This is a genomic window from Macrococcus equi (assembly GCF_047426745.1).
Taxonomy (GTDB): Bacteria; Bacillota; Bacilli; order Staphylococcales; family Staphylococcaceae; genus Macrococcoides; species Macrococcoides equi.
The window spans coordinates 1,088,331-1,101,730 of sequence record NZ_CP179732.1; the positions used below are offsets into that span (position 1 = coordinate 1,088,331).

Consider the following 13,400-nt stretch of genomic DNA (forward strand, 5'->3'; position numbering starts at 1 on the left):
TTACCTTTTCATTCAGTAGATAAAGTACAGCAGTGCAACAAAGTGACACGTAGCACCTGCCAGTATAAAGAAATGCCATATCATATGGAAATAATGACGATGCTTTTGTGCATAGAACCATGCACCAACGCTATACATTATCCCACCTAGTAAGATGAAAGAAATAAATAACCAGCTTGCTTTCGTTATTAATGTCGGGAAAAGTAAGATACCGAGCCAGCCCATGATTAAATATATCGCTAAACTAATTTTTGGATTTACATTTTTAGCAGTCGACTTGTAAATAATACCGCCAATGGTGATGACCCATTCAATAATCATGATAGAGATACCTAATTTACCGCCCACTAAACTTAACGCGACAGGCGTATATGTACCGGCAATCGCAATATAGATCATTGCATGGTCGATAATGCGCATTACATATTTATGGATAGATTTTGGTGGCATAAGATGATAAATAGCAGATGATAGAAACATCAGCATGATACTAATCAGAAAAATACTGATACCTGCTGCAAAGACAGCACCGTTTTCATTGTAAGATTTAATCGCAAAATAGGGCAATGTGAAAAGGATGAGGAGAGCAGGCACACCGTGTGAAACAGAATTACCGACTTCTTCTCCAAACTTTAACTCTTTAATATCTCTAAAGTTGTAACGTGGTGCTTCCGGTTTCATATGACCATTCCTTTAGCTTCAATTTAATATGATTTTACCATACATAAATATAATAAGCTTTTATAAACAAAATGACAGCTCTTTATTGTCAGAAAATTTCAAATTTACAGTAGGTTGTTACAGAAATATTACAATGTAAAAATGAACTAAATTCAGATGATAAAAAATATTATCTAAAACGCTTTCAAACCCTTTAATAACGTATTTCTGTACATTTGCCGTTGAACAATTGTTTATTAATTTCAAAAATAAAATTGTCGAAAAATAATATAAAAAATTATTTAATGAATTTATCCCGAACACCTGGAACAGTTGATAGGCTTGAATTACAACAATTATCAACAAAAAGTGTTCGGTTTTTGGGTGAAAATATTTACTATTAGATATTGTAAGCAAATGAAAGGAAACTGTAACATCACATGCACGATTTATATGTAATAATATTATTATTGAAAAAGTAAGTACTGGAGGAAAGAAATTTGAAGAAAAAATTAATTTTCGCGGCAACAACTGCATCAGCTGCCGTTGCTGCTTATACACATCAAGCAGAAGCTGCAGAGCATACAGTTCAACCTGGTGAATCACTATGGTTAATCGCCAATAAATATAATACTTCAATTGATCAGTTAAAGTCCTTAAATCAATTATCATCAAATTTGATTTTTCCATACCAGACTTTAAAAGTATCAGGAGAAGCAACGTATACAAGACCAGCCACTTCAACAGTGAAACGCCCAGCGACACAAGCAAATAATAGTAATATACATAACGTACAGGCAGGGGAAAGCCTATCACTGATTGCTGCGAAATATAATACATCAGTAGCACAATTAATGAAGTTAAATAATTTATCTGGATATCTTATTTTCCCGAATCAGAAATTACGTGTGTCTGGTAGTACAACATATAGTGAACCTGTACAAACTGCCCCGCAACCAGCGCAAACAGGTGATGTGAAGTATCACATTGTACAACATGGTGATTATTTAGCGAAAATTGCGAGCCAGTACGGCGTATCAATTCAAAGTATTAAGGCGTGGAATAATTTATCATCAAATATCATTTACTCTAACCAAAAGTTAATCGTAAGTGGAAAACAAGTAGCTTCGACAATCCCTACGAAACCAGTACAAAAAGCACCAGTAGCCCAAGCACCGGCAGCAGTAAAGTCGCCAGTCTTTTATCATCAAAACCTTTATTATTATGGTCAATGTACATGGTATGTATTCAATAAACGTGCAGCAATTGGTAAGAATATTTCTACTTACTGGTGGCATGCGAGTAACTGGGCGAACGGCGCACGTAAAGACGGATATGTTGTAAATAACACACCAACTGTTGGATCAATCGCTACAACAACTGACGGACCATATGGACACGTAGCGTTTGTAGAACGAGTTAATCCTGACGGAACAATTCTTGTATCAGAAACGAACTACTTAACACCATCAGGCGTAGTCGGCTACCGTACATTAACCTTAGCGCAAATGAGCAGATATCAATTTATCCAATAGAGGCTGTCTGAAAAGCGTTCTGGCGCAAATAAACTGGAGAAAATCATCCGTAAATCGTTCTTTGATTTAGGATGATTTTTGTTTTTGTCGTAAGGGCTGCTTATTTTGCGCCGTTTCCAATAGAGGCTGTAAAATAAGCGTATAGCCCTAAGCAAAATAAGACCCCGCTGAAATTCAATCTCTGAATTTCAGCGGGGTCTTTACTTACTATGCCTCAATAAACTGCTCGATACTATCATAATTTTTACGTGCTTCAATAGTTGAAGGATCTAAATGAATAAAGAAGCGCTCAGGTGATGAGATATAGGCACCGTCTTCTGAACCGAATCCACCTTCAGTATATTCAATATTTTGAGCTTGGCAGTATTCAATGATTTCTTTTCTTAATGCATCACGAGCTTCAATACTAGTTTTTAATGATTGATGATCAAAGTAATAATTATCGATTAACGTCGTACCGTCAATCATACCTTGCTGATGCATTACTGGAATCTCTTCCCATAATATTTCTACATCATCTTCATGAGATAAGTTTGTTAACGGATAGATACTGCCGTTATGCTGATGTTCATAGTAAGCTGGGAATGCGTCATGTTTAATTTCATAATCATAATCGTCATGTTTTGTTACGAATGGTATTGCTTCTACCCATGCGATAAGTTGTTCTTCAGTGTCGAAAAGTCCGATATTTTGAATGTTATTTGAACTCACAAATTTAAGTAAATACATAATATCCTCCTGTGTTTTCTTTGTTATTCATCTTCAGTTTAATGTATATTGCAGTAATACTTCAAATATTAGCCAAATGCTTCTTTAATTCCTTTGATTAATCCATCTATCGCTGCATCTAATATGCGATGGAGTGCTTCGCGTAACTGTAATCCAATATCTGTTTCATCCTGTCTTTCCTGAGCTGTACTATTGAATCCTTCGCCGTCTATATTCACGAATCCTTTAATTGACCATATTTTTAAATTTTCCTGCTTTGCCTTTTTTTCAGCTGCAAGCATTCTATCCAGATAATCTTTTTGCTGATATACGTATCCAACGCGTGCATATCCCTTTCTAACCAATGCTTCATTAATCATTGTATTTCCACAATACAGATAGACTAAATCTCTGCCGTAACGGTCTTTCTTGCCCTTTGTATCGTATTGGATACTCATGTCACATGTTTTAACGAGTGACTCTGTATAACGTGCTGCTTCAATAGCATATGGTTGTACAGGAGTATTTGGTTTTTTAGATTCAGGTGTATCAACCAGTAATAATCTTACGGTCTTTTTGCGGTTATTCACTTTCACGGCTATCGTATCACCATCAATTGCATGGTCGAAGGTTGCTTTTATCTTAGGCATGTCTGTTTGAAACATGCTGAAATTTAATGTTAATGCTAATGCAGATAATATCAAAATAAAACCTCATTTATTAAAAAGATTCTTTTATTATACACAAACATATGTTCTATTTCAAATACTATCGTTCTTTATAATATATGGATTGTTCGATATAATGAAAGGAATAGAAAGAAGGTGTCCAGATGAAAGAAATACATGAAATTGTTGCATATAATCTTAAGGCATACCGTCATGAGAATGGATTAACGTTAGATAATGTGTCACGTCGCACTGGTGTATCAAAAACAATGCTTTCTCAAATTGAAAGAGGTGATTCTATCCCTTCGATCACAACGGTATGGAAAATTGCGAACGGATTGAAGATTAGTTTTACTACGCTCATAAAATCACCTGATCAAAAAGTTAATATTAAAAGGAAATCAGAAGTGATGGAAATGACTGGGGATGATGGACGTTTTCGTTTGTATCCGTATTATCCTTATGAAAGTGGTCATTCGATTGAAATGTACCAGTTTGAAATTGATCCTGGGGGCACTTTTACTTCTGATGCTCATCAATCTGGAAGTGAGGAATATATCATTGTGAATCAGGGCATGCTCAGTTTAAAAGTACAAAATGAAGATTATCATATTGAAAAGGATACTGCAGTTCGATTTGATGCTGATGTATCTCATGTATACTCAAATATCGGAGAAGGTATCGTACGAGGTACAATGACAATCTATTATCCGGAGCAAAAAATATGAAGTATTACGGCATAATTTTTTGTGCGATGATTGCGAGTCTCGCAACCCTATTTGGTCACTTCATTCCTGTGATTGGAGGTATTATATTTAGTATCATTCTCGGTATAGTGATTAATAATACAGTTCGGGTACCAGAAGTGATGCACACAGGTATTAAGTTTTCATCTAAAAAAATATTACAGTATGCCATCATTATTATGGGTTTTACATTAAACCTACGTGTCGTTGCTGACATGGGGATATCATCACTGCCGATTACATTGATTACAATTAGCGCGGCATTACTTACGAGTATATTGCTCGGGAAATTATTAGGGGTGAGCGAAAATATAAGAACATTGATTGGTGTCGGTACGGCAATATGCGGGGGATCTGCAATTGCAGCAGCAAGTCCGATTATTGATGCGAAAGAAGATGAAGTTGCATTTTCGTTATCGACGATCTTCCTGTTTAATATTATTGCCGTCTTCTTATTTCCGGTGATGGGCCATGCATTTGGATTAAGCGCTATTGGATTTGGTTACTTTGCAGGGACGGCAATCAACGATACGAGTAGTGTTGTTGCAGCAGGATATGCTTATTCTGAGCAAGCCGGTGATACAGCAACCATTGTCAAACTTGTTCGTGCATTAATGATTATCCCGGTGTGTCTATTATTAGTAGGTATTCAAATGAGCAGAAAACAAAAGACATCTTTTAATTTTAAAAAAGTTTTTCCGTGGTTTATTTTATATTTTTTTATGGCCAGTATTTTGACAACATTATTTAATATTCCAACTGAAATCATTGGGTATATAAAATTAATATCAACATTTATGATAAGTATAGCGATGGCAGGTATAGGCCTTTCAGTAGATATTAAGAAGTTTATATCAATTGGTCCAAGGCCGGTCGTTCTGGGCGCTGGTGTTTGGTTTGTAGTCGCAGGGTTAAGTTTAGTGCTGCAATGGATAATGAATATATGGTAGAGGTGAGAGAATGATTAAAAAAGTTATATTTTCTACAATTGTAGGTTTAGTTGCGATGTTATTTAGAAGTGATAAGAAGGCGGAGTAATGGATAGAATATATTATGCAAGTGATATAATAATTATAAATAATTTATAGGAGAGTAAACATTGACCATTTATAATATCAACTTAGGTATCGGCTGGGCGAGTAGTGGTGTTGAGTATGCACAAGTTTATCGTGCGAAGTTATTACGTAATTTAAATGAAACGATAAAATTTATTTTTCTTGATTTTATTAACTCAGAAAATATACAAACGTATACAGAAAATATAGGGTTTAACGATGATGAAATCATCTGGTTATATCAATATTTCACGGATATTAAGATTGCACCGACAACATATACGATCTCTGAATTATTGAAGTCACTGAATATTGATAAACCAAAAACTGTTCAGAAAGAAAAGATTAGAACGATATATCTTGAAGACGATCATACATTTTTGCGATGCTATTTGAAAAATGAAAATGAGGAAATTGTTGATAGAGTTGAATACGTTGTTAATCAAAAATTGATTCGAAAAGACTTTTATTCATATACAAAAATTTGTTCTGAATACTATGCCCCAAACGATGGTGCTAAATTATACCTACGCCAATTCTTCAATGAAGATGGTTCGATTGCCTACAGAGAACATATCGATAAAGAAGATAGTATGTTTGAGATAGGACCTAATAAATTCTACTCTAAACAAGAGTTCGTAGCATATTTTATGCACTGTTTAAAGTTAACGGAACAAGATATTGTCATACTGGATCGCGGTAAAAATGTAGCACAATCTATTATACAAAATAGTGGTAAAGCTAAGCTCGGTATAGTCGTTCATGCAGAACATTACAGTGAGAATACGACGACAGATGACGTGATTCTTTGGAATAATTATTACGAGTATCAGTTTATAAATCATAAAAAAATAGATTTCTTCATTACAGCGACAGAACGTCAAAAACAAAAATTATCAGCTCAATTTAAAAAGTATTTAAATGCACAACCTAAAATTTATGCGATTCCTGTTGGAAGTTTAAAGCAGTTACAACAATCAGACCATCGCACCCAGCATAGTTTAATCACAGCTTCTCGTCTCGCTAAAGAAAAACATCTGGATTGGCTAGTGCTTGCGGTGATAAAAGCCAAAAATACAATTAAAGATTTAACATTTGATATTTACGGTGAAGGGTCACAGCGACAAATGTTAAGCGAACTGATAAAAAAACATCACGCAACAGATTATATCCAGCTTAAAGGTCACGTTCATTTAGAAGAAGTATATCCTAAATATGAGGCGTTTATTTCGGGATCCACAAGTGAAGGATTTGGTTTGACTTTAATGGAAGCAGTAGGATCAGGACTTGGGATGATAGGGTTAGATGTAGAGTATGGCAATCCGACATTTATTACTCATCTAAAGAATGGTGTACTAATAGACTACCATCATGAAAGTTCCGATGTAATAATTGACAGACTCAGCAAAGCGATTATTACGCTATTTACTGAGCAGTTGGATTACGAAAAGCATTCCTATGAAATTGCTCGTGCCTTTCTTTCTGAAGTGACAGAACAAAAATGGTCTAACCTCATCAAGGAGGTTCGTCATGATTAATTTATTTTTCGTGTTAGATAAACTATCGCTTGAAATCCATAATAGCTTTCATAATGCAAAGATGGATGCTGTATCGATTGTGATTGAAGATAGCGGGTTCTTACCTAAAGGTATCCACAGTCCTTATCAGTTTTTTGCAGGGAACCTAGTGACCGACTCATCAAGACCAAAGTTTTTCAATGAATTAGAAATACCTGAATACTGGGAAATTCATGGGTCTAACCAAGCGGCAAACATCTTTCATTTAGGTGAAATTAAGGCAAATATAAAGTATCATTCACATCCTCAGCCTAGATCGGTACATCGGGTGGAGTGGTTAGATAAACATGGGCGTATTCGATTCGTAGATGTCTATAATAGATATGGACTACGTTTTAGACAAGATGTATTGAATGCTGAAGGAAAACTAGTATTTAAAACATTTTTTAACGATAGAAGCGAAGAAATCATATATGAAAATGTAGTGACAAATCAAATGATTCTACGATGGAAGAATCGAGAATATATTTTTGATTCAAAGACAAAGTTTGTACAATTTTATTTGAAAGTCAGTGGCCTAGATTACAGCGTGATGAATATTAATTCGTTAGGTATTCCTTACTTTGTTTCAATAGGACTTGAGCAAGGGAAAACTAACCTCATCTGGCAGGAGCATATTAAAGATGAAGTTCCGGGTAATATGCTGAATATGTTATTACAACAAAAAAATAGAGCGTACAATGTATTAGTCCCTGATAAAACAGAATATGAAAGGTTACATGCAAAGTTGCCTGAATCGATAAAGGATAAGGTTAAGCAATTTGGCTATGTCTATCAATTCAAACGTGAACATCAAATGACACCTCATGTACTAATTGCAACTAATTCTGATCAGTTGTTAAACTTTGAACAAATTGCTCAGACGTGCCCTGATTACCATTTTCATATCGTAGCAATCACGGAAATGTCTAATACGTTAATTCAATACGATCAATATGACAATGTTCATCTTTATCCTAAGGTGACGAAGTCAAGATTTAATGAACTATTTACAAAGTGTGACATCTACTTAGATATTAATGCAGGCAATGAATTGCACAATGCAGTGCGTCGAGCCTTTGATAATAATATGATTATTTACGCATTTAAAGAACGTGCACACAATTTAAACATGACATTACCACAACATATATTTGATACGGACAAAACCTCAGAACTCGTTAAACAACTAAGTCTTCTGACTGAAGATCATCGAGCGATGATCATAAAAGAGCAACATAAACATGCTAATCATATCGGAATCAGTCAATTCAGAAATTCTTTATAAAGAAAGCGATCCACAAACTTAAGTGGATCGCTTTTATTATTTTTCAACGTGCATAAAATCTTTGCATTGAAAATCTATTTTTGTTGTCATATTTACTGATTATGAGTTATATTTGAATTATGTTAACAAATGTTAAGTGAGGTTGTTCAGATGTTCTTGAAAGTGCGCGAATTAAACCTGTATGAACGTTATATTTTAGAAGTGAAAGAACGTTGCTGGATTGAAAAATATGATGAAGATAATTTGTTTACTTTAGAAAAGGGTCTGCGAGGCGAAGAGTATTTTTACTATATGTTTAAAGATTGTGCGGGAGGTGCAAAGATTTGGGATTTAAGATTGAAGCATAAAGGTAGAAATCAGTATGATTTTATCATTGTTTCAAAAGGGCGTATCGTTCATTTCGATACGAAATATTATGAAGGTCATTATAACTATGTTAATGGAATATTTAAAAGTAAAAGTGATTATGTGATTAGTAATCCATTATTTAAACTAGAAACTCAGCATGCCAGGTTAAAGTTGCTTGTCGATAAACTGGGATTAGATTATGAAGTAAAGAGTTATGTCGTATTTGTAGGTGAGCAATTTCAAGTAACTGGATATAACGGAGACGATAGAATATTATTCGATCAGGATTTGAAAAAGATATTTAAATCTTTGAATACAGTCGAGGTGACTAGTGAAGACATTCAAGTTGCACGAATGTTGATGGAATATCATGATGACAGTGATGAATATCAACGTATTTTTTATTATGAATTTGAAGAAATGAAAAAGGGAGTAAAGTGTCCAAAATGCAGGAATTTCTTACCGTCGAATAGAAATAGATTGAAAAAAGTAAAGTGTCAGTGCGGCTGTGAATTTACGAAAAAAGAAATTGTAAAGCTTGCTTTTGATGCTATTTATTTGTTAAAGAATCGAGGCGTTACAGTAGGAGATATTGCAATGTTTAGTGGTATAGGAAGAACGACTATTAAAGAGGTGTTAAAAAATAAATGTCAACGTATCGGTATTCAAAGAGGCAGCAAATATATTCCTGATAATAAAGATGCTTTTTTTATAAAAGAAGACGAAGCATTCTATCCTTGTGATGAGCAGGTGTGAAATAAGATGGTGACCATGAAATAACAATATGGTCGTTTACGAGGACTAGAATATTAAAAATCTAGAGTAAAAGCCCAAGAAAAAAATATATGGTCGTTTATGAGGACTAGAATATTATAAGGCTAGAGTAAAAGTCCAAGAAAAAAATATATGGTCGTTTATGGAAACTGGAATATTATAAGGCTAGAGTAAAAGTCCAAGAAAAAAATATATGGTCGTTTACGAGGACTAGAATATTAAAAATCTAGAGTAAAAGTCCAAGAAAAAAATATATGGTCGTTTACGAGGACTGGAATATCATAAGGCTAGAGTAAAAGTCCAAGAAAAAAATATATGGTCGTTTATGAAAACTGGAATATTAAAAATCTAGAGTAAAAGTCCAAGAAAAAAATTTATGGTCGTTTATGAAAACTGGAATATTAAAAATCTAGAGTAAAAGTCCAAGAAAAAAATTTATGGTCGTTTATGAGGACTGGAATATTAAAAATCTAGAGTAAAGGTCCAAGAAAAAAATTTATGGTCGTTTACGAGGACTAGAATATCATAAGGCTAGAGTAAAAGTCCAAGAAAAAAATTTATGGTCGTTTATGAAAACTGGAATATTAAAAATCTAGAGTAAAAGTCCAAGAAAAAAATTTATGGTCGTTTATGAAAACTGGAATATTAAAAATCTAGAGTAAAAGTCCAAGAAAAAAATATATGGTCGTTTATGAGGACTGGAATATTAAAAATCTAGAGTAAAGGTCCAAGAAAAAAATATATGGTCGTTTACGGAAACTGGAATATTGAAAATCTAGAGTAAAGGTCCAAGAAAAAAATTTATGGTCATTTCCGAGCACCACAATATTAAAAATTCTATAATCACAAATAATTTTCTGGTCAATACATACACAAAAACACGGACACTATCAAGTGTCCGTGTGGCTAAATCTCTATTTATCCTGTGCTTTTACCGGAGCCACTTGACGTCCTAAATCTGCTGGAGCGAGTGGATTCTCACGTTTTGGGATAGGTTTGTTCGTTGATTTAAGTTTATCTGGTACTTTGCCTGCTTTAGCCTTTGTTTTCTTAGGTGCTTCGTTAACGACTGACTTCTGTAAGTCGATTTTTTGTGATGACTCAGAAAATTCACCTAACTCATCTTTGTTCGCTTCGCTAGTCAAGTTTACTACGCTATCGATAAATGTACCTGTACCATTTGCTACTAAGCGTTTTGATACATCATTAAATGTCGTGTTATGGAAAGTTGCCGTCGTATTGTTCGCATATACTGCAGAGATTGGCGAACGCTTACCATCAACCTCGACATTATTCACAACAGAATTATACATATCAAATGAATACTTATCAGGTTTCATTCCTTCAGTATAATACACACCATGCACGATATCATTTCGTCCGAACGGTAATAAGTTCATTTCGACATTATTTGAACGTTCTCGTAACTCACCATTGACACCTGCAGCGATGAAATAACTTTTCGCACGCGTCTTCACATCATCGGTATTCCAGTATACATTACCGTATGTTGATTCAACGTGGAAGGTTGTTTCGTAATCATTGAATGTAGAGTTCGTTACATTAATTGTCGTATTCTGATCTTTTAACCAGTTCTCTTCTTTCGCATCTTGTATCGTACCGTTTTCAAATACGACACCAATCCATCCCATATATTCTTTAGAACGTTTAGAAGTCTTAGCGTTCGATACAACTTTATCAATATTAACGATGGCATCATCTTTATGACCACTTAAATAAATCGCCATTCCGAAACTATCGGTAATATCATCACCACCGACATCTTCTAAATTGACATCTTTAATATTAACGTTGCGGTATTCCTGCGCAAATACTGCATAGCCACCATACATATGTTTAAAGGCAACGTCATGTATGTTTAAATCTTTCGTATTATTAACTGCGATACCTTTAGTCATCGGAGTTTTGTAGAAATCTTCTGCTTTCTTCATTGTGAAGTATAAGTCTTGAGGGTTTTTACTGCCATCAATCGTTAGACCTTCGATTTCAATTTCAGAGAGCATGTCTTTATCTGAAGCTAGACGCATCGTATAAAATTCCGGTGGATTTGTCATAGGATTCTTTGGTTTAATTACTGCATTGTCACCTTTAATATGTAAACCTTTAATTCCGCTCACTTCAATTGTTTTGTTTGTATCATAAGTACCTTTAGGAAATACAACCTCGACTGCTTCTTCTTTAGACTTTTCGATTGCTTTCGTAATCGCGTCAGTATCATCTTTGTTATCATCAGGTACTGCACCGAAGTCTTTGATGTTGATTGATTTTGCATCCTTGATAGGTGGTGCATCATTTTCTACCTTAACTTCTTTTGCGTTATCTTTTGTTTCTTCTTTAGTATCCTGACAACCAGTAAGTAACAGGGAAAATGCAACTGCTGGAAGTAAGTATTTTTTCTTAAATTGCATTATTCTTCTCCTTTGGATCATAAGATTTATGATACAGTTCATTTTAACATATTATGAGAATAAACCTATTAATATGGGTATACCAATCAATGATAAAATATTTAATTCATTATAAAAACGCTATCTTACATAGAAAAACTTTAATATAATAATACTAATCGAGTAAACAGGAGGACAACTTTGTGAATTACTTTTGGTTGAATTGTGGATATAACAGATTTAATCACTTTGAAGATTTAATGGGACAAGTATCGGTGTTTGATTCCACAGTACACTTTAACCCGAACGAAGGATATACAGCATTTAAACGTGCGGAACCAGGCGATAAAGTCATCTTCTATCAAGTACAGAATAAAATTGGTATTCTGGGCGCTGGATCGGTACTGAAAGTAGAAGAACCTAGACGCGGTCAAATCAAAATACACTTTAAATATGAAGAAAAGCTTGCACCATATACGAAAGAATACTTAATTCGTGATGAAGCGTTGAAACTGACGATTCAAAGTATGAAAGAGCAGCTGTTAAATCCACTGACTGAAGCAGACTACAATAAAATATTACGTGTAGGTCGTCATGAAGAAAAAATAAATCGTTACTTCCTAATGAAAGAAGAAATAGCATTTGTTCCTGAGGAAACCTATACCATCTATGTGCGCAATGTGAATGGTGTAAACCGTAATGGCTTTAAACACTACGGTCAAATGCAGGAAGGTGATAAAGTCATCATCTATAAAACAAAACCTGAACGTGGGATTTACGGTATAGCTGAAGTCGTAGAGGGCATGCACCGTAACCAACCAATACCTGGACGAACAGACAGTACAGCTGTGAAGATTAAATATATCAAAGACGTTGAACCACGTACTATCTATGAACTAGACAGAGAGCCGATGCTACGTGCTCAATATTTTCTTGAAGAAAAATGGAATGAGTCGATTACTGAAATCACTAAAATACAGTACGATACGTTCTTAAATCCAGCCGCTGAAACAGAACCTGTTAATCAACCTTCCATTCACCAGACAATTGAAACAGCTCAGTTTAGTGCACGTAGAGAAGCGGCGCAGAAAAAGTTTGAAACATATAAAAAGCCTGTTGAACAAAAACTAGAGAAAAAAATAAATAACAATAAAATACTCCATATCTTCTGCTTACCTGAAGATATGGATGGCTTAGATGTTGTTTTAAGATTTATGCATTTAAATGAACAACAAACATTATTCTTTAATGCTGATGAAACATGGCATAGTGCGAATCTTTATGGTCAGTATGTCAGAGAGGAAGATAATATATTCTTCCATCAAGGAATTATTACTGAAGCACTTAGTTCTGCAGTGACCAAAGAAATCATTATAGATAACTTCCACCATATTAATGGAGAACAGCTAAAGCCACTGATTCATGCAGCAGAAGGAAGAACAGTAGCGTTGCCTGTATTACGTGATTTAGTCCGTGCAACAATTGGAAGAGATGAAGAAGCGGTATATCAAATCAATGATGACTTTAAGTTGATAGGTATCACACATTTACCAGTAGAAACATTTAAAGAAAAGTATCCATCATACATGCATGCGCATATGAAGTTCTATGCATACAAATAAAGTTCAAAAAAACACACTCTCATTATTTTGAG

The 13,400-nt window shown here is 34.4% G+C and carries 11 protein-coding genes; 7 read left to right on the forward strand and 4 right to left on the reverse strand.

Annotated features, from left to right (window positions below; translation table 11 throughout):
* Positions 1 to 12 precede the first annotated feature (12 nt).
* Complete coding sequence (gene trhA, locus ACMGE6_RS05785) at positions 13 to 681, reverse strand: PAQR family membrane homeostasis protein TrhA (RefSeq protein WP_414047272.1); 669 nt, start codon at positions 679 to 681, stop codon at positions 13 to 15.
* A 479-nt stretch (positions 682 to 1,160) separates the two neighbouring features.
* Here trhA and ACMGE6_RS05790 point away from each other — a divergent pair, with 479 nt between their 5' ends.
* Entirely contained in the window at positions 1,161 to 2,195 is a 1,035-nt protein-coding gene (locus tag ACMGE6_RS05790; protein ID WP_414054766.1) for a LysM peptidoglycan-binding domain-containing protein, read from the forward strand.
* 207 nt (positions 2,196 to 2,402) lie between these two features.
* On the opposite strand, the gene ACMGE6_RS05795 is transcribed toward ACMGE6_RS05790, so the two are convergent.
* A complete protein-coding gene (locus ACMGE6_RS05795; protein WP_414054767.1) occupies positions 2,403 to 2,924 on the reverse strand; it encodes a hypothetical protein in 522 nt (173 codons plus the stop codon).
* A 68-nt stretch (positions 2,925 to 2,992) separates the two neighbouring features.
* Entirely contained in the window at positions 2,993 to 3,607 is a 615-nt protein-coding gene (locus tag ACMGE6_RS05800; protein ID WP_414054768.1) for a thermonuclease family protein, read from the reverse strand.
* Positions 3,608 to 3,735: 128 nt separating this feature from the next.
* Here ACMGE6_RS05800 and ACMGE6_RS05805 point away from each other — a divergent pair, with 128 nt between their 5' ends.
* The 5 genes from ACMGE6_RS05805 to ACMGE6_RS05825 all read left to right on the forward strand — a co-directional run bounded on the left by ACMGE6_RS05805 (position 3,736) and on the right by ACMGE6_RS05825 (position 9,320).
* Positions 3,736 to 4,299, forward strand: a complete 564-nt coding sequence (locus ACMGE6_RS05805; protein ID WP_414054769.1) for a helix-turn-helix domain-containing protein — start codon at positions 3,736 to 3,738, stop codon at positions 4,297 to 4,299.
* Entirely contained in the window at positions 4,296 to 5,267 is a 972-nt protein-coding gene (locus ACMGE6_RS05810) for a YeiH family protein (RefSeq protein WP_414054770.1), read from the forward strand. The genes ACMGE6_RS05805 and ACMGE6_RS05810 overlap by 4 nt, the downstream gene beginning before the upstream one ends.
* Positions 5,268 to 5,416: 149 nt before the next feature.
* Entirely contained in the window at positions 5,417 to 6,910 is a 1,494-nt protein-coding gene (gtfA, locus tag ACMGE6_RS05815) for an accessory Sec system glycosyltransferase GtfA (protein WP_414054771.1), read from the forward strand.
* Entirely contained in the window at positions 6,903 to 8,216 is a 1,314-nt protein-coding gene (gene gtfB / locus ACMGE6_RS05820) for an accessory Sec system glycosylation chaperone GtfB (RefSeq protein ID WP_414054772.1), read from the forward strand. Before gtfA ends, gtfB begins: the two co-directional genes overlap by 8 nt.
* Before the next feature lie 162 nt (positions 8,217 to 8,378).
* Positions 8,379 to 9,320 carry a nuclease-related domain-containing protein gene (locus tag ACMGE6_RS05825; RefSeq protein WP_414054773.1) on the forward strand — a complete coding sequence of 314 codons (942 nt, stop codon included), beginning with the start codon at positions 8,379 to 8,381 and terminating at the stop codon, positions 9,318 to 9,320.
* A 932-nt stretch (positions 9,321 to 10,252) separates the two neighbouring features.
* Here ACMGE6_RS05825 and ACMGE6_RS05830 read toward each other — a convergent pair.
* Positions 10,253 to 11,767 carry a glycosyl hydrolase family 28-related protein gene (locus ACMGE6_RS05830; protein WP_414054774.1) on the reverse strand — a complete coding sequence of 505 codons (1,515 nt, stop codon included), beginning with the start codon at positions 11,765 to 11,767 and terminating at the stop codon, positions 10,253 to 10,255.
* 182 nt (positions 11,768 to 11,949) lie between these two features.
* Here ACMGE6_RS05830 and ACMGE6_RS05835 point away from each other — a divergent pair, with 182 nt between their 5' ends.
* On the forward strand, positions 11,950 to 13,368 hold the full coding sequence (locus tag ACMGE6_RS05835; protein WP_414054775.1) for an EVE domain-containing protein: 1,419 nt from the start codon (positions 11,950 to 11,952) through the stop codon (positions 13,366 to 13,368).
* Positions 13,369 to 13,400: the final 32 nt, after the last annotated feature.

Excerpts from the sequence above, each read along its gene's own strand:
- trhA (WP_414047272.1), bottom strand. The coding sequence starts at position 681 with ATGAAACCGGAAGCACCACGTTACAACTTTAGAGATATTAAAGAGTTA.
- ACMGE6_RS05795 (WP_414054767.1), bottom strand. The coding sequence starts at position 2,924 with ATGTATTTACTTAAATTTGTGAGTTCAAATAACATTCAAAATATCGGA.
- ACMGE6_RS05805 (WP_414054769.1), top strand. The coding sequence starts at position 3,736 with ATGAAAGAAATACATGAAATTGTTGCATATAATCTTAAGGCATACCGT.
- ACMGE6_RS05810 (WP_414054770.1), top strand. The coding sequence starts at position 4,296 with ATGAAGTATTACGGCATAATTTTTTGTGCGATGATTGCGAGTCTCGCA.
- gtfB (WP_414054772.1), top strand. The coding sequence starts at position 6,903 with ATGATTAATTTATTTTTCGTGTTAGATAAACTATCGCTTGAAATCCAT.
- ACMGE6_RS05830 (WP_414054774.1), bottom strand. The coding sequence starts at position 11,767 with ATGCAATTTAAGAAAAAATACTTACTTCCAGCAGTTGCATTTTCCCTG.